The 22,168-nt window shown below is 66.8% G+C and carries 21 protein-coding genes; 10 read left to right on the top strand and 11 right to left on the bottom strand.

All coding sequences use genetic code 11. The features are described from left to right. Positions 1–63 precede the first annotated feature (63 nt). The 10 genes from dgoD to KHN96_RS16955 all read right to left on the bottom strand — a co-directional run bounded on the left by dgoD (position 64) and on the right by KHN96_RS16955 (position 10,235). On the bottom strand, positions 64–1,212 hold the full coding sequence (gene dgoD / locus KHN96_RS17000) for a galactonate dehydratase (RefSeq protein ID WP_045786015.1): 1,149 nt from the start codon (positions 1,210–1,212) through the stop codon (positions 64–66). 20 nt (positions 1,213–1,232) lie between these two features. Beyond that, the gene (locus KHN96_RS16995) at positions 1,233–1,859 is read right to left on the bottom strand and encodes a 2-dehydro-3-deoxy-6-phosphogalactonate aldolase (RefSeq protein ID WP_045786014.1); all 627 of its coding nucleotides are present in this window, start codon (positions 1,857–1,859) and stop codon (positions 1,233–1,235) included. Continuing rightward, the gene (locus KHN96_RS16990; RefSeq protein WP_062737951.1) at positions 1,856–2,662 is read right to left on the bottom strand and encodes an SDR family oxidoreductase; all 807 of its coding nucleotides are present in this window, start codon (positions 2,660–2,662) and stop codon (positions 1,856–1,858) included. Before KHN96_RS16990 ends, KHN96_RS16995 begins: the two co-directional genes overlap by 4 nt. Beyond that, positions 2,659–3,543 carry an aldose 1-epimerase gene (locus KHN96_RS16985; protein WP_062737952.1) on the bottom strand — a complete coding sequence of 295 codons (885 nt, stop codon included), beginning with the start codon at positions 3,541–3,543 and terminating at the stop codon, positions 2,659–2,661. Before KHN96_RS16985 ends, KHN96_RS16990 begins: the two co-directional genes overlap by 4 nt. After that, positions 3,524–4,438, bottom strand: a complete 915-nt coding sequence (locus KHN96_RS16980) for an SMP-30/gluconolactonase/LRE family protein (protein ID WP_062737986.1) — start codon at positions 4,436–4,438, stop codon at positions 3,524–3,526. The genes KHN96_RS16985 and KHN96_RS16980 overlap by 20 nt, the downstream gene beginning before the upstream one ends. 10 nt (positions 4,439–4,448) lie before the next feature. Next, entirely contained in the window at positions 4,449–5,456 is a 1,008-nt protein-coding gene (gene araH, locus KHN96_RS16975) for an L-arabinose ABC transporter permease AraH (RefSeq protein ID WP_062737953.1), read from the bottom strand. A 17-nt stretch (positions 5,457–5,473) separates the two neighbouring features. Next, positions 5,474–7,009 (bottom strand): L-arabinose ABC transporter ATP-binding protein AraG, encoded by a 1,536-nt coding sequence (gene araG / locus KHN96_RS16970; RefSeq protein WP_115044079.1) that lies wholly within the window; start codon positions 7,007–7,009, stop codon positions 5,474–5,476. A 33-nt stretch (positions 7,010–7,042) separates the two neighbouring features. Then, positions 7,043–8,047 carry an arabinose ABC transporter substrate-binding protein gene (locus KHN96_RS16965; RefSeq protein ID WP_045786011.1) on the bottom strand — a complete coding sequence of 335 codons (1,005 nt, stop codon included), beginning with the start codon at positions 8,045–8,047 and terminating at the stop codon, positions 7,043–7,045. Between the two features lie 70 nt (positions 8,048–8,117). Beyond that, positions 8,118–9,137: a 2-dehydro-3-deoxygalactonokinase gene (locus KHN96_RS16960; protein ID WP_045786010.1), complete on the bottom strand. Its 1,020-nt coding sequence runs from the start codon at positions 9,135–9,137 to the stop codon at positions 8,118–8,120. Positions 9,138–9,170: 33 nt separating this feature from the next. Continuing rightward, positions 9,171–10,235 (bottom strand): porin, encoded by a 1,065-nt coding sequence (locus KHN96_RS16955; protein WP_062737955.1) that lies wholly within the window; start codon positions 10,233–10,235, stop codon positions 9,171–9,173. A 176-nt stretch (positions 10,236–10,411) separates the two neighbouring features. Between KHN96_RS16955 and gcvA the strand changes: the two genes are divergently transcribed. From gcvA to KHN96_RS16935, 4 genes are all read left to right on the top strand, one after another. Continuing rightward, the gene (gene gcvA, locus KHN96_RS16950; protein ID WP_062737956.1) at positions 10,412–11,338 is read left to right on the top strand and encodes a transcriptional regulator GcvA; all 927 of its coding nucleotides are present in this window, start codon (positions 10,412–10,414) and stop codon (positions 11,336–11,338) included. Positions 11,339–11,415: 77 nt separating this feature from the next. Then, positions 11,416–11,838 (top strand): VOC family protein, encoded by a 423-nt coding sequence (locus tag KHN96_RS16945; protein WP_045786007.1) that lies wholly within the window; start codon positions 11,416–11,418, stop codon positions 11,836–11,838. Positions 11,839–11,881: 43 nt separating this feature from the next. Beyond that, positions 11,882–12,631, top strand: coding sequence for a 16S rRNA (uracil(1498)-N(3))-methyltransferase (locus KHN96_RS16940; RefSeq protein ID WP_045786006.1), 750 nt, complete (start codon positions 11,882–11,884; stop codon positions 12,629–12,631). 84 nt (positions 12,632–12,715) lie between these two features. After that, positions 12,716–13,309: a YidB family protein gene (locus KHN96_RS16935; protein ID WP_115044081.1), complete on the top strand. Its 594-nt coding sequence runs from the start codon at positions 12,716–12,718 to the stop codon at positions 13,307–13,309. A 66-nt stretch (positions 13,310–13,375) separates the two neighbouring features. On the opposite strand, the gene KHN96_RS16930 is transcribed toward KHN96_RS16935, so the two are convergent. Then, positions 13,376–14,323 (bottom strand): LysR family transcriptional regulator, encoded by a 948-nt coding sequence (locus KHN96_RS16930; RefSeq protein ID WP_045786004.1) that lies wholly within the window; start codon positions 14,321–14,323, stop codon positions 13,376–13,378. 181 nt (positions 14,324–14,504) lie between these two features. Here KHN96_RS16930 and KHN96_RS16925 point away from each other — a divergent pair, with 181 nt between their 5' ends. From KHN96_RS16925 to araG (KHN96_RS16900), 6 genes are read left to right on the top strand one after another with little or no spacing between them, the layout of a single operon-like run. Continuing rightward, positions 14,505–16,241, top strand: coding sequence for an IlvD/Edd family dehydratase (locus tag KHN96_RS16925; RefSeq protein ID WP_062737957.1), 1,737 nt, complete (start codon positions 14,505–14,507; stop codon positions 16,239–16,241). A 13-nt stretch (positions 16,242–16,254) separates the two neighbouring features. After that, on the top strand, positions 16,255–17,598 hold the full coding sequence (locus KHN96_RS16920) for an MFS transporter (RefSeq protein WP_062737958.1): 1,344 nt from the start codon (positions 16,255–16,257) through the stop codon (positions 17,596–17,598). Between the two features lie 39 nt (positions 17,599–17,637). Further along, a complete protein-coding gene (locus KHN96_RS16915) occupies positions 17,638–18,561 on the top strand; it encodes a dihydrodipicolinate synthase family protein (protein ID WP_062737959.1) in 924 nt (307 codons plus the stop codon). A 3-nt stretch (positions 18,562–18,564) separates the two neighbouring features. Beyond that, positions 18,565–19,503 (top strand): Gfo/Idh/MocA family protein, encoded by a 939-nt coding sequence (locus tag KHN96_RS16910; RefSeq protein ID WP_062737960.1) that lies wholly within the window; start codon positions 18,565–18,567, stop codon positions 19,501–19,503. A 54-nt stretch (positions 19,504–19,557) separates the two neighbouring features. Then, a complete protein-coding gene (locus tag KHN96_RS16905) occupies positions 19,558–20,562 on the top strand; it encodes an arabinose ABC transporter substrate-binding protein (RefSeq protein WP_062737961.1) in 1,005 nt (334 codons plus the stop codon). A 57-nt stretch (positions 20,563–20,619) separates the two neighbouring features. Then, positions 20,620–22,149 carry an L-arabinose ABC transporter ATP-binding protein AraG gene (gene araG / locus KHN96_RS16900; protein WP_045785998.1) on the top strand — a complete coding sequence of 510 codons (1,530 nt, stop codon included), beginning with the start codon at positions 20,620–20,622 and terminating at the stop codon, positions 22,147–22,149. The last annotated feature ends 19 nt before the right edge of the window (positions 22,150–22,168 follow it).

The raw sequence follows: 22,168 nt of genomic DNA, 5'->3' as shown, positions 1-22,168 counted from the left end.
ACACGGCCCGGCTGGGGCCGTTTTGGCGATCTTCGGCCCGCCCGCTGCCCTCCCCCGCCCGGCTTACCACTCCGCGACGGAGCCGTCTGCGTGTCGCCACACGGGGTTGCGCCAGTCGGGGGCTTCCTTGCTGCGTTCGATGACCAGCGCCTCGTCGATGTCCACGCCCAGGCCGGGCAGGCGCGGCGGGCGGATGTAGCCGCCTTCCAGCGCGAAGTCGGCCTTGTTTCGCACGTAATCGAGCAGTTCGGCGCCCTTGTTGTAATGGATGCCCATGCTCTGTTCCTGCAACGTCGCGTTCCAGCTGACGAAATCCACGTGCAGGCAGGCCGCCAGCGCGATGGGGCCAAGCGGGCAATGCGGCGCCAACGCCACATCGTAAGCCTCGGCCATGGCGGCGATCTTCACGCATTCGGTAATGCCGCCCGCGTGAGACAGGTCCGGCTGCAGGATCGACACCCCGCCTGCCTCCAGCACCCGCTTGAAGTCGAAGCGCGAGAACATGCGCTCGCCGGCAGCGATGGGCAGATGGGTGTGGGCGGCCAGGCGGGCATAGGTTTCGGCCTGCTCGGCCAGCACGGGCTCTTCGATAAAGAGCGGGCGATACGGCTCCAGCTCCTTGATGAGCACCCTGGCCATCGGCGCAGACACACGACCGTGAAAATCCAGCCCGAATTCGACAGTGTTGCCAAACGCCGAGCGGATCTCGGCAACCTTGGCCACCGCCGCGTCCACCGCGCGGGACGTGTCGATGATGCCCATCTCTTCGCAGCCGTTGAGCTTGAAGTGATCGAAGCCGCCGGCCTGCAGCGCCTTCATGCCGGCAATCACGTCGGCCGGGCGGTCGCCGCCGACCCAGCTGTAGGTGCGCATCTTGTCGCGCACGAGGCCGCCGAGCAGTTCGTACACCGGCACGCCCAGCACCTTGCCCTTGATGTCCCACAGCGCCTGGTCGATGCCGGCGATGGCACTCATCAGGATCGGCCCGCCGCGGTAGAAGCCGGCGCGGTACATGGTCTGCCAGAGGTCGTTGATGCGGCTCGGGTCCTGGCCGACGAGGTAGTCGGACAGCTCGTGCACCGCCGCTTCCACCGTGCGCGCACGGCCTTCGATGACGGGCTCGCCCCAGCCGGTGACGCCCTCGTCGGTCTCGACTTTCAGGAACATCCAGCGCGGAGGCAGGCGGTAGGTGGTCAGGCGGGTGATTTTCATGGATCGAATCGAAGGTGCGTTCAGGTGCGGACAGATTGGACGGCGCGGTAGGCCGCGACAAAGGCGCGCGCGCGTTCGGCGGTGCGCTCGGCGGGCTGGCCGGGGCGATACAGGTCGCTGCCGAGCCCGGCGCCGATGCAGCCGGCGGCAAGGTAATCGGCAAGGTTCTCCGGCGTGATGCCGCCGACGGCAAATACCGGCACGTCAGCGGGCAGCACGGCCTTGAGCGCCCGGACATAACCGGTCCCGAGATTGCCGGCCGGGAAGATCTTCAGCGCCTGCGCGCCTGCGTCGAGCGCGGCAAAAGCCTCGGTGGCGGTCATGCAGCCGATACAGGTGACGAGGCCGGCGTGGACGGCAGCGCGGATCACCGGCGTATGCGTGTTGGGCGTGACGACCAGCTTGCCGCCGGCCGCGACCATCAGGTCAACGTCTTCGGCGCGCAGCACGGTGCCCGCGCCGATCAGCGCGCGGTCGCCAAAGGCACGCGCGGCGAGTTGCACGCTCTGCGCCCAGTCGGGCGAGTTCAGCGGAATTTCGATGGCGTCGAAACCGGCATCGACCAGCGCCTGCGTGTGCGCGAGCACCTCGTCAGGCCGGATGCCGCGCAGGATGGCAATCAGCGGAAGGTGGGTTGTCCAGGTCATTCGTGATAGAGCTGCGAGCGGCCGCCATCGATGAGGATGTCGGTCGCGTTGATGAAGCGCGCCTCGTCGGAGGCGAGGAACAGCGCGGTGTAGGCCACTTCTTCGGGCTCGCCGATGCGCTTGCACGGCAACAGCTCGGCCTGGCGGCGGCGTTCGGCTTCCGGATCGGGGGCAGCGGCAAAGCCGGCCTCGGCAATCGGCGTGAGGATCAGTCCCGGCGAAATCGAATTGACGCGGATACCGCGCGCCGCATATTCGATACCCAGCGCACGCGTGAGCCCGATCAGCCCGTGCTTGGCCACCGGATACGGAAACGCGCCCGGAATGATCTTGTGCCCGTGCACCGACGCGATGTTGACGATGCTGCCCGCCCCGCGCGCCAGCATGTGCGGCAGCACGGCACGCGCGCAATGCCACGCACCTTCCAGATCGACGGAAAGGCAGCGCGCCCAGTCGTCCTCGCTCAACGCGAGCGGATCGGAAAACACGTTGATACCGGCGTTGTTGACCAGCACATCGATGCCGCCAAAGCGCTCGACGCCGGCAGCGACCATGGCGTCGATCTGGGCGCGGTCGCGCACGTCGGCTTGCACGAGGAGGATGTTGTCGTCGCCAACGCTGTCGCCCATTTCGGCGGCAAAGGCTTCGGCGCGCGCGTCACGCACCAGCGCGTTGACGATCACGCGCGCGCCGTGCTGCGCGAACAGCTTGGCAATCGCGCCGCCAATGCCTTGCGTGGCGCCCGTGACCAAGGCGACCTTGCCGGCAAGACGCGGCGGAAAAGACATCGGAGAAACAGTCATGCGTCAGTTCGGATCACGGTGAATTGATAGCTGCGCTGCAGGCTCTGACCCGTGCCGAGAACCGTCAGCCCGTGGTCTTGCGCCAGGCCGGGTAAGTTGTGCGCGTTGATGGCGTGGTCGACCGGCTCGAAGCAGAAGAAGTCGTACCCGGCTGGGGTGTACAGCACATAGCGCGACGTGTCGGCCGTGATCTGCACAGACACGCGGCGGCTGGGCCAGACGATCTCGGCGTGGCCATCCCAGCCTTCAAAGCTGTGATTGATGGCGGCGTTGGCTTCGAGCTTCCGGAGCTTGCGAAAGTCTGCATCTGCATGTGGCGCCTGCAGAACCGTCGGCAGATGGTCCGATGCGGATTCCCACATGGCCGTGGCGCTGGCGAGCAACCGAACATCCGGCGTGCGCGGAAAGAACGGATGCACGCCCAGCCCGAACGGCAGCGGCGCGCCTTCGTTGCGTACCGTCAGCGAGATTTCCAGCGTGTTGCCCGCGAGCGTGTAGCGCTGCGTCGTCAGGTAGCGGAAGGGGCGGCCGTGGTGGACCGTTGCGGCGAGTTCGACCGACGTGTCCGTTTGTGAGACCACCTCCCACGGCATCAGCCAGCCGTGACCGTGCAGCGGATACGCTTCGTCGTCACGCGTGCCCGGCACGTCGATGGTCCGCCCCTCGAACTGGAAGCGCCCACCGCCGATGCGGTTGGACCACGGCACGAGCGGAAAACAGGCGAGCGCTCTCGGATCGTGCAGCGCGGCTTCTGATGTCCCCGGCCGGAAGATCGGCGCGACATCGCCGTCACGCAGCAGATCGAAACGCAGCAAGCCGCCACCGGCTTCGGGCAATACCTCGGCGCGTAGCGTGCCGTTTTCAAGCTGCAACGTAGGCATGGCCGAACCGGCCCTCCGGCAATCCGCGTACGTCCGGCACGGCAAGCTGCAACGTCGCGCCGGCATGCACGTCTTCTGCCAGGCGGCGCGCCGACAAGCCGTCGCGCGCCGTCGTCAGATACAGCGTGTCGAGCGCTTCGCCGCCAAATGCAGGGCATGTGGGCTGCGATGCCGGCACGGACACGCGCGCCAGCACGCGGCCGTCCGGTGCGTAGCGCGTCAGGCGGTTGCCGCCCCACTCGGCATTCCACAGGCAGCCGTCTGCGTCGACGGTCGAGCCATCGGGCGAGCCCTTGTGGGCGCCATCGGCATCCTGGTCACGCAGATCGGCGAAGACGCGAATATTGGCGACTGCGCCGGTCTGCCCGTCGTAGTCGCACGCGTGGATGCGGCGGCTCGGCGTATCGCACCAGTACATCGTCCCGCCGTCGGGGCTGAAGGCAATGCTGTTGGCAATCGCGATGGAGGGCAGCGCCAGGCGTTGCAGCACGCCCATCGGCGTGAAGCGGTAGAAGCTGCCAGTCGGTTCGGGGCCGCCTTCATGCAAGGTGCCGAAGACGTAATTGCCGGTGCGGTCTGCGCGACCGTCATTGATGCGCGTGGTCGGGTTGTCTGATTCGACGTCAGCCAGCAGCGTGAGCGTGCCGGTGCGCGTGTCGAAGCGGGCGATGTTCTTGGCAAGGCCCAGGATCAGCACGCCGGGCTCGTCCGTCAGCACGAAAGAGCCGACGCGTTGCGGCAGCGGCCATTGGCGCTCCTGCCCCGTCGCCGGATCGTGCTGCCACAGCAGCGATTCCTGGATGTCGGTCCACCAGAGCACGCGCAGGGCGTCGTCCCAGACGATGCCTTCGCCCAGCGTGCAGCGCAGATCGGACAGCGTGGTTGCGGTTGTCATCTGCACGGCCTCACTCACAGCCGCCACGGTTCTTCAACTGGTCGACCAGCACCGCTGCCAGCAGGATCGCGCCGCGCACGAGGTACTGATAGAACGCGTCGATGTTCAGCAGGTTCATCGCGTTCTGCACGGTGCCCATGATGAGCACGCCGACCAGCACCCCGCTGATGGTTGCGCGGCCGCCGAGCAGCGACACGCCGCCCAGCACGCAGGCCGAAATCACGTTCAGCTCAAAGCCTTGCGCCGCATTCGGCTGGCCGCTGGTGATGCGCGCCGCCAGGATCACGCCGGCCAGCGCGGCAATCACGCCCTGGATCAGGAAGATCACGATGCGCGTCATGTTGACGTTCACGCCGGCCAGCCGCGCGGCTTCCGGGTTGCCGCCAATCGCCAGCGTATTGCGGCCGTAGATCGTCTTGTTGAGCAGCACACCAAACACGACAAAGCACAGCGCCGCGACCCACACCGGCGTCGGCACACCAAAAAAGATCGTGTTGCCGAGGTCGAAGAAATCCATGTCGGACACGCCCACCGCCTGCCCGTGCGAGGCGATGAAAGCGAGGCCCCGCACGATTTCCATCGTGGCCAGCGTTGTGATCAGCGCATTGATCTTCAGCTTGGCGATCACGAAACCATTGATGCCGCCGATGATCGCGCCCGCCACCAGGCTCGCGCCAATGCCGAGTGCAATGCTGCCTGTGGCGTTGATGATCATGGCGCACAGCACGCCGGCAAACGCCACCGTGGAGCCGATCGACAGATCGAAATCACGCGACGCCAGACAGAACATCATCGTGCAGGCAACCATGCCGATCTGCGAGACGGACAGCGCGAGGCCGACCATGTTCTGCCACGAGAAGAAATACTCGACGGAGAACGACAGCGCGGCAAAGAGAATGGCGAAGATCAGCGGCAGGCTGAAATCGTCCAGCAGGCGAAGCAGGCGCGTCTTGTTCATGGCAGAGCGTGCCGATGCGGCGAGCGCATCGGAATGTTGCAGGGGTTGAGACTGGGACATCTTGGACTCCGGGGTTCTCATGCCGCCAGCGGCGGCAAAGGTGCGGACGGCAACGGCGCGGACTCTGGCCGCAGCGCGAGCTTGAGCACGGCTTGCTCGTTGGCCTGTTCGCGCGGCAATTCGCCGGCGATGCGGCCTTCGCTCATCACGAGCACGCGGTCGGCCACACCGAGGATTTCCGGCAGCTCGCTGGAAATCATCAGCACGGCCACGCCGCGTTCGGCCAGCTCGTACAGCACCTGGTAGATCTCGTTCTTGGCACCAACGTCGATGCCGCGCGTGGGCTCGTCGATGATCAGCACGCGCATGTCGTCTTCGGCCAGCCAGCGCGCCAGAATCGCCTTCTGCTGATTGCCGCCCGACAGGAGGCGGATCGGCTGCTCGCGGTTGGGCGTCTTGATGCGCAGGCGCGTGATGTAGTGATCGGCCGTCTTCGCTTCCTGCCGGTCATTGACGAACAGGCCGAAGCGGCGCTGGTTGCGCCGGCAGCTGATGTTGATGTTTTCCGACACCGAGCGGCAGCCGATGATGCCCTCTTCCTTGCGGTCTTCCGGGCACAGCACGATGCCTTGGCGGATGGCATCGGCCACATCCCGGATGCGGATCGGCGCGCCGTCGAGCGTGATGCTGCCCGCCGTCTTGCGATCTGCCCCGTAGATCAACCGCGCCAGTTCCGAGCGCCCTGCGCCCACCAGCCCGAACAAGCCGACAATTTCGCCGCGGCGTACGGACAGGCTTGCCGGCTCAGCCAGCTTCGGGCCCATCAGGCCATCCACCCGCAAGCGCACCTCGCCCAGCGGCCGCGCGCGGTAATCGAAGATGTCGTCGATCTGGCGGCCGACCATCTGCGCCACCAGCTCGTCGCGCGTGACGTTGGTCATCGACGGGAAATCCGCCACCTTGCGGCCGTCGCGGAAGATCGTGCAGCCATCGCACAGCTCGAAAATCTCATCGAGCCGGTGCGAGATGTAGATCAGCGCACGGCCCTGCGCGCGCAGGTCTTTCACGAGGCGGAACAGGATGTCGGTCTCCCGGATCGACAGCGAACTCGTCGGCTCGTCCAGCGCAATCACCCGCGCATCGCGCAGGATCGCCTTGCAGATCTCGACCATCTGGCGCTGGCCGATCGACAGGTGCTTCAGCTTGGCGCGCGGGTCCAGGTCGACGCCGATGCGGCCGAGCTGCTCGCGCGTCCACGCCATCGCCTCGCGCTGACGGATGAACCCGCCGCTGGCCGGCAGGTGGCCGAGCAGCAGGTTGTCCATCACCGTCAGCTCGGGCACCGTCTGCAGCTCCTGGTGGATGACCGCAATGCCGGCATCCAGCGCCGCGCGCGTGGTCGGAAACGCCGTCGGCGTTCCCTCGACGACGATCTGCCCGCCATCGGGCTGATAGTCGCCGCCCAGGATCTTCAACAGCGTCGACTTGCCCGCGCCGTTCTCGCCCAGCAAGCCGTGCACGCGACCGCATTCGATGCCGAACGACACATCGGACAGCGCCCGCACACCCGGAAACACCTTGCTGATGCCACGAAACTCAAGAAACGCCGACATGGCAAGTCTCCTTCAACAACGTCGTCCGCAGGATCACAGACCCATCTCCTGGCGGACCTGCTTCTCGTTCTCGCGCGTCATCAGGCGGCCGCTGGTCAGGATGAGCGGGTCCGGCGCCTTGTTGTTCTTGATCCACTCGTACATGTTGACCGAGGTCTCGTAGCCGTGACGCTTCGGGCTGATCAACACGGTGCCGAAGAAGCCGGTCTTCTCAGGCTTGGCGAACTCGTTGAGCGCCGACTGGCTGCCGCCGATGCCAACCCCGATGATGTCTGCCGGCTTCACACCGTGGCCTTCCGCCGCACGCACGGCGCCCAGCACGGCTTCGTCATTGAGGCCGAAGGCAATCCAGTGCTTGAACTTCGGGTTCTTGGTCAGGGTGATGTTGGCGGCGTTGAACGCGGCCTCGGTATCCGTCTTGGCCTGCGGGCTGGTCAGCACGTTGGCGGCCGGAAAGCCTGCCTTGGTGAGCGCGGCGACGGCGCCGTCGGTGCGTTCCTTGGCGGTCGGCAGCTGGTCATAGGCGATGCGGATGGCGCCAACCTCTGACAGGTTCCAGCCGCGCTTCTTCATCTCCTGCGCGATGGCATCGCCCACCTGTTCGCCGATCTTCGTGGCCGAGATGCCCATGTGCGGCACGGCTTCGATCGGCTTGCCTGCGCCGTCGACCAACCGGTCATCCACCGTCATCAGCTTGAGGTTGTTCTGCTTGGCCTTGGCGACGACCGCCGGTCCGAGCTTCACGTCGGGCACGCAGATCACGAAGCCCTGCGCGTGCTGCGCGCCCAGGTTGTCGATGGCGGTCAGCACTTCGCCGCCGCTGGGCACGCCGATCTTCACCAGCTTGAAGCCTTTCTCCTTGGCAGCCTGGTCTGCGAACTTCCATTCGTCCTGGAACCACGGCTCTTCGGGCTGCTTGACCAGGAAGCCGATCTTCACGTCATCGGCTGCGTGGGCAAAGACCGAAAGGCCGCCTGCCATGGCGAACAGTGTGGCGGCCGCAATGGCCTTGAATGTCCCGCGTCGTTGTTGTTGCATGTTGTCTCCTTGCGATGCCGTCCTGGCGGCACCTGTCTTGCGTTGGATGAAAGTCTGGCGGTGCGGAGCGCTAGCCCTGCGCCACCTTCAATGTCTTCACCAGGCCACGCTCGCGGGCGATGGCGATCGCGCCGCTGCCGGCCAGGTGTTCCTGCTGTTCAGTGCTCGTCACCGTGACCTTGCCGGAGAAGAAGTCGTCCTCCGACACCAGCACGGCCAGCGCTTCGCGCAGCAGCGGCTTGCCCGTGATGACGAACTGCGTGCCCGGATTCATGCGGATCGCGCTGCTGTTCTTGAGCGTGAGCAGATCCGCGCCCAGTACCGCGCCCAGCAGGAAGTTCGCCCGCGCATTGCGCTCGTAGATCGTGAACTGGCCCAGCGTGCGCACCATGAAGCAGGCACGCCCGAGGCCGATGCTGCTGGCGCTGCGCGCGCCGGCGAGCAGCATCTCCGGATCGACCTCGCTGGCGAAGTCGGAATCCAGCGCATCGGCCAGGATGGTGTTGTGCGTGATCACGTGCAGCAGCTCGCCGGCGAGCGTCGTCACGCAACCGGTGATGCGCTGGTCGGCGTCCAGGTGTACGAACTTCGAGTGGGAGCCCGGCAGCACGATCACCGCCGGTTCGTTGATCCCGAGGCGCGAGACCAGGCCCATGGTCTCGACCTCTTCGCCACGCATCATGTCCATCGACTCGATGTTGTGCAGGCCGAGGTTGTCCACCGGATTGCGCACGCCGGGCACAAACCAGATCGGCTTGGCGCACACCTCGGGGATGCTGGCCTGCACCATCCCCGCTGCCAGGTCGCGCAGCCCGGCTGGCGCCACCAGGTGCGGCACCTCGTGCAGGCCGACGTTGGAGGTGATCATGCCGGAGGCCAGCACGAGGTCGACCTGGCCGATGCCGAAGCCGGCCCTCTGCAGCGCGGCTTCGATGGTGTCCTGCACGCCGCGCTGCAGCGTCGTCCGGTTGCCGGTGATGGCGGTGTCGCGCACCCCCACCTGGCGCGCGGCCTGGCAGAGTGCAACGTCATCACGCCACACCGTGACGCGCGTGTTGGTGGTACCTGTATCGATGGTGAGGATGTTCATGCGTGGCATTGCTAGGGGAGTGGAGCCGCGGGTTTAGAACGAGTGAACGATACCCGTATAGGCACCCAGCTGGTTCTTGCCCGGCGCCGGGTTGTTGTTGGTCGCTTCCACCGAGAAGTTGGCGTTGGCGCTGTTCTGCACCGTGCCGACGCTCGCGTACAGCATCGTGCGCTTCGAGAGGTTGTAGTTCGCGCCGGCCATGAACAGGTTCGCGTTGCCGCCGCCATGGTTCACATTCACGCGGTATGCCGCGCCGATCAGCGTCAGCGCCGGCGTCACCTCGTAGTTCACGCCAAGCCAGTAGTGGTGCGCCTTGGTGGGGGCACCGGCCACGGCATCGGGCGCTGACAGGTTTTCATACACGGCAAACAGCTTCGCCTTGCCGATGGTGTACGTGCCGCCGATCGTCGCTTCCTTCGAGAAGTTGAAGATGTCGCTGAACTTGCCGTTGCCGTCGCGGATCACGTCGTAGATCGCGCGCACCTCCACGGGGCCGGTCTTGTAGACGGCCGATACGCCATCGCGGCGGCCGTTGCTGAACGAGCCCGGTTGTTCGCCCAGCCCGGTCTGCAGGCCGATCTGGAAGCCACCCCAGGTCGGGCTCTGGTACTCAACGATGTTGTTCGCGCCCGGCCAGTTGCGCCCGCGCACGAGCGTGGCCGAGCCGATGAACTGCTGGCCGGTCGGGTCGAGGAACCAGACGTCGTTGCTGATGAAGAGGTTCTTGCCGGCCGTCAGCGTGCCCCAGGTCGGACTGGACAGGCCGACGTACGAACGGCGGTTGAAGAGCGCATCGCCGTTCGTGCGCCCCTTGCTCGCGCCAAAACCGGATTCGAGCCGGAACACCGCCTGCAGGCCGCCGCCCAGGTCTTCCTTGCCCATGAGGCCGAACATGCTGGTTCCCCACTGGTTGTCGGCGCCGCGCCAGAGGCTGCCGCCCGGCGACGTGGACGTGGGGGCCACGTTGTTCTGGTAGTCGATGCCGGCAGCCACGCGGCCGTACAGCGTGACGTTGGTTTGGGCGAAGGTGGGAGCGGTCCAGCCTGCCAGCGCAATCGCGCACGCAAGCATCCCGCGAACAGCGGTGGTTCGATTCATGACGTCTCCTGAAATGTTTTTGTAGGACGGGGTCCGGCGCGCCGCGCGGTTCGAGATCGCTGGAGGCACACACCAGGCATCGTCGCCGTCCCCGGGCGTATTTGTAGTGGGCGTGCCCGAAGCGTGGCAAACTACAAATTCTTCGCGAGACGTTAAATTTTTCTTAACGAGAACGCATGCCACGGCGCCTCCCTCCCCTCAATGCATTGCGCGTCTTTGAAGTCGCGGGCCGTCACCTCAGTTTCAGCCGGGCCGCAGGCGAGCTTTGCGTCACCAATGCCGCCGTCAGCCACCAGATCAAGCAGCTCGAAGATCATCTGGGGAAAAAGCTGTTCGCCCGCCGCAACAACCAGCTCACGCTGACAGACGCCGGCGAGAACTACCTGCCCCGTGTGCGCGATGCCCTGCGCGCACTCGAGCAGGCCACCGACCTGCTGATGGACACCGCCGATGCGCCCCTGCGCGTGGCCGTCCCGCCGACCTTCGGCGCCAAGTGGCTGGTTCCGCGGCTGTATCGCTTCTTCAACCAGCATCCGCATGTGCGCGTCGAGGTCTCCACCGCCGACGTGCAGGACCACGGCCAGTTCGACCTGTGCATCGACGACCGCCAGGTCAATGCGCCGAACCTGCGCGTGGAATGGTTCACCTCCACCGACTTCTTTCCCGTCTGCAACGCTGCGCTGCAGGCGGCCATCCGCATGCCGCAGGACCTGGCCGCCCATACGCTGCTGCACGAACGCGGCGGACGCCACCTCGCGCACCACCCCACCTGGCAGCAATGGCTCGACGAGGTGGGCGTGCGCCAGATCGACGCGACGCGCGGCCCGGCATTCTCCGAAGCGCTGATGGCACTGCAGGCCGCGATCGACGGCCACGGCGTGGCGCTCGGCCAGGGCATCCTCGTCGAATACGACATCGCCGCCGGCCGGCTCACGCGCCCGCTGGCGACCGAGGCGTCGCTGCGCCTGTCGTACTACCTGATCCACCCGCACCAGGCTGCCGAACACCCCGGCTTTGCGCTGTTCCGCCAATGGCTCATCGATGAAGTCGCACGCAGCGGCGGGCGCGCGCGCAACGTGCCGCCCACCAGCGAGGTGTTTTGATTTCTTTTTGATTGTGTCGTGGCGGGCGCTCTACACTAGTCGTCCCTGGTTGCCCTGAGCCGAACAAGGAGCCCGCCATGAGCATCCCCCGCCCCGCCAACACACCGTGGCTCGTGCCCTACCTGACCGTGCGCGACGCGTCGGCCGCCATCAGCTTCTATCGCAACGCGTTCGGTTTCGATGTGCAGGACGAAGTTCATGACCATGGCAGGCCGATCCACGTCGAGATGACCTACCACGGTGAACTGACGCTGATGTTCGCCCCCGAGGGCGCCTTCGGCTCCACCGCCAAGGCGCCGGCCAGCGCGGGCTTTGAATGCCCGCAGAACTTCCACCTGTATTGCGAAGACGTCGATGCCGTCTACCAGCGCGCGCTGAACCAGGGCGCCACGTCGGTCATGGCCCCGCACGACGCCTTCTGGGGCGAACGCTACGCCGCCGTGCGCGACCCCGACGGCTACCGCTGGGGCCTGGCCTGCCGCCCCGCCGCAGCCGCCTGATTGCCTGATCGCCTGACCGGATTCACCACAAGGACCGCTTCAAATGGGGCTTCCCCGCTTTTACGTCGACACCCCGCTCGCCCCGGACACCACCGTCGCGCTGCCTGAACCGGTGACGCGCCATATCCATGTGCTGCGCCTGGCCGTGGGCGATGACGTCTGCCTGTTCGACGGCTCCGGCCAGGAATTCCGGGCGCGGCTCGACGCCATCAACAAGCGCGATGCCACCGCCACCCTCGCAGAGGCGACGCAACCCGATACCGAAGCACGCTATCACCTGACGCTCGCCCAGGGCATCGCCGGCGGCGACAAGATGGACTGGCTGATCGAAAAAGCCGTCGAGCTTGGCGTGCACGCCATCGCCCCGCTGCAGACCGAGCGCGGCGTGGTGCGGCTCTCCGGCGAACGCGCCGTCAAACGCGTGCAGCACTGGCAGGCGCTCGTACAGGCCGCATGCGAGCAATGCGGCCGTGCGCGCGTGCCAAGCGTCGCACCCATCGCCACGCTGCGCGAGTGGCTGGCTGCCGCCCGCTCGACCGACACACCGCGCGTGTTGCTGTCGCCGCGCGGCACGCAATCGCTCACGCAGTGGGCGGCGCAATCCCGCGCACGCATCGAAGCTGCGGGCATCGTTGTGCTGATCGGCCCCGAAGGCGGCCTTTCCCCCGACGAAGAAGCGCTTGTCCAGGCTGCCGGTTTCTTACCACTGACACTTGGACGACGTATTCTCAGAACGGAATCGGCTGCGCTGGTGGCCGTGTCCGCGCTGCACGCCGTACTTGGCGAGTTTTGAGCTCTGACGACAACACCTTGACCGTTTGATCTCACCCCGGCGGGCTTTCTCCCTTTGCCCGCCACTGACCAAAGGAGCTTCATCATGGGTCTACTCGATTCCATCCTCGGCGGCACTGACGCCAATGGCGCGCCATCGTCCCTGCTCGGCAACAAGAAGCTATTGCTCGCCGTGGGCGTGCTGGCGTACCTGGCGATGAAGCACCGGTCCCAAGGTGCCGACGACGCTGCGCCGCAGGCCCAGGCGGACCAGGGCGGCGGCCTGTTCGGTTCGCTCGGCGGCCTGCTCGGTGCAGCCGGTGGCGCGGGTGCCCTTGGCAGCCTGCTCGGCGGGGCCGGCGCAGGTGGCCTGGGCAGCCTGCTAGGCGGGCTGCTTGGCGGTGGCAACGCCGACCATGCGGCTGCCGTCGATGCGGCAGCCCCGGCCGGCATCGGCCCGCTGCAGCAGATCCTGGAGCAGGCCGGCCTGGGCGAACAGGTGAAGTCGTGGATCGGCAACGGGCAAAACCTGCCGGTGTCCGGCGAACAGATCGCACAGGCGCTGGGCGGCACGGGCGCCCTGTCGCAACTCGCGTCGAGCTTCGGAATCAACGAAAGCGATCTTGCCGACCAGCTCGCGGAAGGCCTGCCCGAGGCGGTAAACCACCTGACGCCGCAAGGCACGCTGCCCAACGCCTGAGCGGCAAGCCCCCACAGCAGAAAGCCCGCAAGCGCGGGCTTTTCTTGTCTTCAGGCCGAGGCTGCATCACGCCGCGCCGTACGCCGCCCGCCCCGCCGCGCGCAAGGCTTCCACCACGTGCAGCGCGGCGGGCGACAGCAACCGGTCCGTGCGCGTGATGATGCCGAAGTCGTCCATCTGGCACGGCATCGGCAGCGGCAGGATCTCCACCATGCGATACGACGCGTAGTACTGCGCGACGTCGACGCCAATCACGGCCAGCATGTCGCTCTGCTCGAGGATGCGCGTGAGGAACAGCAGCGCGGAGGTCTCCACCACGCTCGTCGGTGCGGTCAGGCTGGCGCGCTGGAACATGAGATCGAACCGATGGCGCAGCACGCTGCCGATGGGCGGCACCACCCATGTGGCCGATTGCACATCGTTCAGCGTCAGGCTCGGCGCGGCCAGCAGCGGATGCCCCGGGCGGGCGACTGCCACCACCGGCTCGTCGGCCAGCGGCTCGTAGCGCAGGTGCAGCTTGTCGTGCTCGGCAAACAGCCGGCCGACGACAAGGTCGAGCTTGTCTTGCGCCAAGCGCTCCAGCAGCACGTTGCTGTTCTCGATCTCGAGCGACACCCGCAGCCCCGGGTGCTCGCGCGTGACCTGCGCCACCACCGGCGGCAGCAGCCGCACGCCCGGCGACGTGATCGTGCCCACCGCCACATGACCAAGGTGGCCGGCCTTGAGGCCCAGCACTTCCTCCTGCGCCTGGTCCAGGCTGCCGACCACCGCGCGTGCGTGGCGGATCAACGCTTCGCCATAGCGCGTCGGCCGCATGCCGCGCGGCATGCGCTCGAACAGCGGCACGTCGAGCATCGCCTCGAGCTCGCGCAGCAGCTTGGAGGCGGCCGGCTGCGTCATGTTGAGCACCGCGGCGGCGCGGTGGATGTTGCCTTCCTCAGCCAGCGCAATAAGCAGCAGGAGTTGCCGCGTCTTCAGGCGCGCACGCACGTACCACGGACTGGTGTTCGACATCGGAGTGTTCCTGGGATATCGGATTGGATATCGATAGGGGCCAATATTTCATTGGAAGGATATCAGGGCCCTCCGTACACTCGGGGCGATCAAAACCACAACCACACCGGAGACAACGGACGCGCCGCGGCTTCTGCATGCTGCGCCGCCAGTATTGCGCGCGTCCGTCCCACACGCACCCATGGCGGAAACAAAACCCAAGCTGCGCTCGGCCCAATGGTTCGGCACTGCCGACAAGAACGGCTTCATGTACCGGAGCTGGATGAAGAACCAGGGCATTCCCGATCATGAGTTCGACGGCCGCCCGGTCATCGGCATCTGCAACACTTGGTCGGAGCTCACGCCGTGCAACGCGCATTTCCGCAAGCTGGCGGAGCACGTCAAGCGCGGCATCTACGAAGCGGGCGGATTTCCGGTGGAGTTTCCGGTGTTCTCCAATGGCGAATCGAACCTGCGCCCGACCGCCATGCTCACACGCAACCTCGCGGCCATGGACGTCGAAGAGGCGATTCGCGGCAACCCGATCGACGCGGTGGTGTTGCTCACCGGCTGCGACAAGACCACGCCGGCCCTGCTGATGGGCGCGGCAAGCTGCGACGTGCCGGCCATCGTGGTGACCGGCGGGCCGATGCTCAACGGCAAGCTCGACGGCAAGAACATCGGCTCGGGCACCGCCGTGTGGCAACTGCACGAAGCGCTCAAGGCCGGCGAGATCGAGCTGCATCACTTCCTCTCGGCCGAAGCGGGGATGTCGCGCTCGGCCGGCACGTGCAACACGATGGGCACGGCGTCCACCATGGCGTGCATGGCGGAGGCGCTGGGCACCTCGCTGCCGCACAACGCGGCCATCCCGGCGGTGGATGCGCGGCGCTACGTGCTGGCGCACATGTCGGGCATCCGCATCGTCGAGATGGCCCTGGAAGGGCTGACGCTGTCGAAGGTCCTCACGCGCGAAGCGTTCGAGAACGCCATCCGCGTGAACGCAGCGATCGGCGGCTCGACCAATGCGGTCATCCACCTCAAGGCGATTGCCGGGCGCATCGGCGTGCCGCTCGAGCTCGAAGACTGGACGCGCATCGGGCGCAACACGCCGACCATCGTTGACCTGATGCCCTCGGGCCGCTTCCTGATGGAGGAGTTCTATTACGCCGGCGGCCTGCCAGCCGTGCTGCGCCGCCTGGGCGAGGCCAAGCTGCTGCCGCATCCCGACGCGCTGACGGTCAACGGCAAGACCCTGTGGGAGAACGTCAAGGACGCGCCCATCACCGACGACGAAGTCATCCGCCCGCTCAGCAAGCCGCTGATCGCCGACGGCGGCATCCGCGTGCTGCGTGGCAACCTGGCGCCGCGCGGTGCGGTGCTCAAACCCTCCGCGGCGAGTCCGGAGCTGCTCAAGCATCGCGGCCGCGCCGTCGTGTTCGAAAATCTCGAGCACTACAAGGAGCGCATCGTCGACGAAACCCTGGAGGTGGATGCCAGCTCCGTGCTCGTGATGAAGAACTGCGGACCGAAGGGCTATCCGGGCATGGCTGAGGTCGGCAACATGGGCCTGCCGCCCAAGCTGCTGCGTCAGGGCGTGAAGGACATGGTGCGCATCTCCGACGCCCGCATGAGCGGTACCGCCTACGGCACGGTGGTGCTGCACGTGGCGCCCGAAGCCGCCGCCGGTGGACCGCTCGCGGCCGTGCAGGACGGCGACTGGATCGAACTCGACTGCGAGGCCGGCACGCTGCACCTCGACATCTCGCCTGAAGAACTCGCCAGCCGCCTGGCGGCCTACCCGCACCAGCGCTCGCACGGCGAAGCGGGAGGTTACCAGCGCCTGTACGTCAACCACGTGCTGCAGGCCGACGAAGGCTGCGACCTCGATTTCCTGGTCGGCTGCCGGGGCGCGGCCGTGCCGCGCCACTCCCACTGAGCCGAGGGCACACATGGCGACCACTCAAACCGTCAGCACGCCGACTTCGGCCCGCACCGCCCACACCAACCCGGCCGACGCCTCGCAGGAGCAGCGCATCATCGGCATGCTCACGCGCAAGCTGATGCCGTTTCTCGCGCTCATCTACGTGGTGGCGTATATCGACCGCTCGGTGGTCGGATTTGCGAAGCTGCACATGAATGCGGCGGTCGGTATCGGCGATGCGGCCTACGGGTTGGGCGCAGGGTTGTTCTTTGTCGGCTATTTCCTGTGTGAAGTGCCGAGCAACCTGGCACTGGAACGCTTTGGCGCGCGCCGCTGGTTCGCGCGCATCCTGTTCACCTGGGGCGTGATCACCATGGCCATGGCGCTGGTGAGCGGGCCCGTCAGCTTCTACGTGCTGCGCTTTCTGCTCGGTGCGGCCGAAGCCGGCCTGTACCCCGGCATCCTCTACTTCCTGACCAAGTGGTTTCCGATGCGCCATCGCGCACGCATCGTCGGCCTGCTGGTGCTGGCGCAGCCCATCGCGCTCATCATCACGGGGCCGGTGGCAGGGTGGCTGCTGTCGGTGCCCGGCGCGTTCGGGCTGTCGAGCTGGCAGATGCTGTTCGTGTGGAGCGGCTTGCCGGCTGTGCTGCTGTGCCTGCCCACGCTGCGCGTGCTGCCGGAATCCCCGGCGCATGCACGGTGGCTGCCCGCCGCCGACCGCGCGTGGATCGAGCACGAGCTGGCCGCAGACCACGCCGCCTATGCGCTGAAGTCGCACGGCAACCCGCTCAAGGCGCTCAAGGATGTGCGCGTCCTGGCGCTGGCGCTGCTGTTCCTGCCGTTTCCCCTGAGCATCTACGGCCTCTCGCTGTGGCTGCCGACCATCATCAAGCAGTTTGGCGTGAGCGATGCCACCACGGGCGTGCTGTCGGCGGTGCCATATCTGTTTGCCGTGGTGGGCCTGCTCCTGGTGCCGCGCCATTCGGACCGCACGGGCGAGCGGTACTGGCATATCGCCGCCCTGTCGGCGCTGGCTGCGGTGGGCATGGCGGCCAGCGCGTGGGCGCAAACGCCCGCGCTGCAACTGGCCTGCCTGTGCCTCTTCGGGTTTGCGGCCTATGCGATCCAGGCCGTGGTGTGGGCGCTCCCGGGGCAGTTCCTGACAGGCGCGAGCGCCGCGGTCGGCATCGCCACCATCAATTCGCTGGCCAATCTGGGCGGCTACTTCGGCCCTTACGGCATCGGCGTCATCAAGAACGCCACGGGCAGCCTGTCCGCCGGCCTGTACTTCCTCGCCGCCGCGCTCGTGTTTGCCGTGATGATGACGTTTGTCGTGCGCGCCCTGCTGACGGCGCGGCCTGCACGCTGATCGCAACACGTTCGCTGACTTCCTCCCATTCCAGATTCCATGACCCGCAAGCCGCGCTATCAGGGCATCTTTCCGGTGGTGCCCACCACGTTCACAGAAACCGGCGAGCTCGACCTCGCCAGCCAGAAGCGTGCCATCGACTTCATGATCGACGCGGGCTCGGACGGCCTGTGCATCCTGGCCAACTTTTCGGAGCAGTTCTCGCTGTCCGACGACGAGCGCGAAGTGCTCACCCGCACGGCGCTCGAGCACGTGGCGGGCCGCGTGCCGGTGATTGTCACAACGTCGCACTACAGCAGCCAGGTGTGCGCACAGCGCAGCCGCCGCGCCGAGGACATGGGCGCCGCCATGCTGATGATGATGCCGCCGTACCACGGCGCCACCTTCCGCGTGCCAGAAGCGCAGATCTACGAATTCTTCGCGCGCGTGTCCGACGCGGTGGACATTCCGATCATGATCCAGGATGCGCCGGCCAGCGGCACGGTGCTGTCGCCCGCCTTCCTCGCGCGCATGGCCCGCGAGATCGAGCAAGTGGCCTACTTCAAGATCGAAACGCCCGCGGCTGCGGCCAGGCTGCGCGAACTGATCCGCCTCGGCGGTGACGCGGTGGAAGGCCCGTGGGACGGCGAAGAAGCCATCACGCTGCTGGCCGATCTCGACGCCGGCGCCACGGGCAGCATGACCGGCGGCGCGTATCCCGACGGCATCCGGCCGATCATCGAGGCGCACGCCCAAGGGCAGCTCGACCTAGCCTTCGAGCGCTATCAGCGCTGGTTGCCGCTCATCAATCACGAGAACCGCCAGGCCGGCCTCCTCGCCGCCAAGGCGCTGATGAAGGAAGGCGGCGTGATCGCGTGCGAGGCGCCGCGCCACCCGTTGCCGCCGATGCATCCGGAAACGCGGCGCGGCCTGATCGACATTGCGCGGCGGCTCGATCCGCTCGTGCTGCGCTGGGGGCGATAGACCATGCACCGAGAACTCACGCAGGTGTCGATCGGCATCGTCGGTGTGGGCAAGATCGCGCGCGATCAGCACCTGCCGGCGTTGGCCGCAGAACCGGGATTCAGCCTGGCAGCGTGTGCGAGCCCGCATTCGCGTGTGGAGGGGCTGCGGCACTACACGTCGCTCGAGGCCATGCTGGCCGCCGAGCAGGAGTTGCAGGCCGTATCGCTGTGCACGCCGCCGCAGGTGCGCTTTGCGCAAGCCCGCACGGCACTGGCCGCCGGCAAGCACGTGATGCTGGAGAAGCCGCCCGGCGCCAGCGTGTCCGAAGTCGGCCTCCTCGCCCAGATGGCACGCGAACGTGGCCGCACGCTGTTCGCGTCCTGGCATTCGCGCCACGCCCCGGGGGTCGAGGCGGCACGCGCGTGGCTTGCTGAGCGGGCCATCTTCTCGGTAGACGTGCAATGGAAGGAAGACGTGCGCCGTTGGCACCCGAACCAGCAGTGGATCTGGGAACCAGGCGGGCTGGGCGTGTTCGACCCCGGCATCAACGCGCTGTCGATCCTGACGCGCATCCTGCCGCGCGCGTTCTTCCTGGAGTCCGCCGAGCTGTGGGTACCCGCCAACCAGCAAACGCCGATTGCCGCGAACCTCAACTTTACGGATGCGCGCGGCACGCCCATCCACGCGGAGTTCGACTGGCGCCACGATGCCGGCGAGCTCTGGCAGATCGAAGTCGCCACGCGTGACGGCACGCTGCGGCTCGCGCATGGCGGCAAGGAACTGACCATCGACCGGGTCGGTATCGAGATCGGCCCGGAGCGCGAATACCCCAGCCTGTACGCCCGCTTTCTTGAGCTGATCCACGCCGGCCAGAGCGACGTGGACGTCCGCCCGCTGCAGCACGTGGCCGACGCCATGCTGCTCGGCCGGCGCCACCTGGTCGAACCGTTCGAGCCCTGAAGTCACACCGCAGTACGTCGTGCCACTAGAGCCATACCAACGAGGAGACAAACCATGCAACACAAACTTCGCCGGCTGACCCTGTCCGCCCTGGCCGCTGCCCTGTGCCTGGGGTCGCTGGCCGCCAGCCTGCCCGCCCATGCAGACGAGCCGCTCAAGATCGGCTTCCTGGTCAAGATGCCCGAGCAGGCCTGGTTCATCAACGAGCAGAAGGCCGCCACGGATCTCGGCAAGAAGGAAGGCTTCACGGTCGTGAACATCGGTACGCCCGATGGCGAGAAGGTGCTGTCCGCCATCGACAACCTCGGCGCGCAAGGCGCCAAGGGCTTTGTCATCTGTGCGCCCGACGTGCGCCTGGGCCCGGCCATCAAGGCGCGCGCCAAGCGCTATGACATGAAGTTCGTCACCGTGGACGATCAACTCGTGGATTCGTCCGGCAAGCCGCTGGCCGACGTGCCGCACCTCGGCATGTCCGCCTTCAAGATCGGCAACCAGGTCGGCCAGGCCATCTCCGACGAGATGAAGCGCCGCGGCTGGAAACCCGAAGAGGTCGGCGCGCTGCGCATCACCAACTACGAGTTGCCGACCGCCAAGCTGCGCACCGACGGCGCCACGCAGACGCTGCTGGCCGGCGGCTTCAAGAAGGAGAACATCTTCGACGCGCCGCAGAAGACCACCGATGACGCAGGCGGCTTCAATGCGGCGTCGCCGGTGCTGGCGCAGCATCCGAACATCAAGAAGTGGGTGATCTTCGCGCTCAACGAAGAAACCGTGCTGGGCGGCGTGCGGGCGACCGAGCAATTGCACATTCCCGCGGCCGATGTGATCGGCGTCGGCATCAACGGCGCGGGGGAGGCGTTTGCCGAGTTCCAGCGCAAGGAACCGACAGGCTTCTTCGGCACGATCGCCGTGAGTTCGACGAGCCACGGCAAGGACAGCGCCGCCAACCTCGTCCAGTGGATCAAGACCGGCAAGCAGCCGCCCGCCGATACGCAGACCACCGGCAAGCTGATGACGCGCAGCAACTGGCAGGAGGTGCGCAAGGAACTGGGCATTTGATGCAACGCGCGGCGCGGGCCTGCTCCGCGCCCCACGCGCATCCGCAAAGAGCAATCGATGACAGTCCAATCACTTGATGCGAGCGGTCCGGCCGACGCTTCCGCTGGCGCCTATCTGAAGCTCGACGGCATCACCGTGCGCTTTCCTGGCGTGCTGGCGCTCGACCACGTATCGCTCGACATCCGTCGCGGCGAGGTGCACGGCCTGATGGGCGAGAACGGCGCCGGCAAATCGACGCTGCTCAAGGTGCTGTCGGGCGTCAACCAACCGGAGGACGGCACGCTGTCGCTCGGCGGCGTGCCGCAGCAGTTCACGAACACGCGCGCGGCCATCGCGGCGGGCATTGCGATCATCTACCAGGAACTGCACCTCGTGCCGGAGCTGACGGTGGCCGAAAACCTGATGCTCGGCGCGCTGCCCAACCGCCTCGGCGTGCTCGACGAGAAAACGCTCATGGCGCGTGCGCTGCGCGAGCTCGAACGCCTCGGCGAGAAGCTGGACCCGAACCAGCCGGTCAAGCACCTGTCGATCGGCCAGCGCCAGATGATCGAGATCGGCAAGGCGCTGATGCGCGATGCGCGCGTCATCGCATTTGACGAGCCGACGAGTTCGCTGTCCTCGCGCGAGACGCAGCAGCTGTTCCGCATCATCCGCGCGCTGCGGGCCGAAGGCCGCGCCGTCATCTACGTGACGCACCGCATGGAAGAGGTGTACGAGCTGTGCGACCGCGTCACCGTGTTCCGGGACGGCCGGCGCATCGACACGTTCGACGCCGGCGCGGGCCTCGACCGCGAACGGCTGATCCGCGGCATGGTCGGCCGCGACATCCAGGACGTCTACGGCTACCGGCCACGCCAGCTCGGCGAGGTGCAGGTCGACGTGCGCGGCCTGATGGGCCCGGGCCTGCGCGAACCCGCCTCGTTCACGGCACGCGCCGGCGAGATCGTGGGCTTCTTCGGGCTGGTCGGCGCGGGGCGCTCGGAATTGATGAAGCTGCTGTACGGCGCAGTCAAGCCGACCGCAGGCGAGGTGCACCTCAAAGGCAGGCGCGTACAGTTCAGCACGCCGCGCGATGCCGTGCGCGCCGGCGTCGCCCTCTGTCCGGAAGACCGCAAGCAGGAAGGCATCGTCGCCATCGCCTCGGTGTCGGACAACCTCAACATCAGCTGCCGGCGCCACTTCAGCCGCTTCAACGTGCTGAACAACCGGCAGGAGGCGCGGACCACGAAGGCGTTCATCGACAAGCTTGCCATCAAGACGCGCAACGGCGACACGCCGATCGGCAAGCTCTCGGGCGGCAACCAGCAGAAGGTGATCCTGTCGCGCTGGCTGGCCGAAGACATCGACGTCTTCCTGATGGACGAGCCCACGCGCGGCATCGACGTCGGCGCCCGCAGCGAGATCTACAGCCTGCTCTACGGCCTGGCCGAGGCCGGGCGCACCGTCATCGTCGTGTCGAGCGACCTGGCCGAAGTCATCGGCGTGGCCGACCGCGTGCTCGTCATGAAGGAAGGCCGCATCGTCGGCGATCTGCCGAGGCAGCACGCCACGCCCGACGCACTGATCAAACTCGCGCTGCCACGCTGAAGGCGCGCCACTCACGGGC

This window comes from Ralstonia mannitolilytica (assembly GCF_905397375.1).
Classification (GTDB): domain Bacteria; phylum Pseudomonadota; class Gammaproteobacteria; order Burkholderiales; family Burkholderiaceae; genus Ralstonia; species Ralstonia mannitolilytica.
Note: the sequence above shows the minus strand (reverse complement) of the source record. Positions and strands in the feature narration are given on the sequence as shown.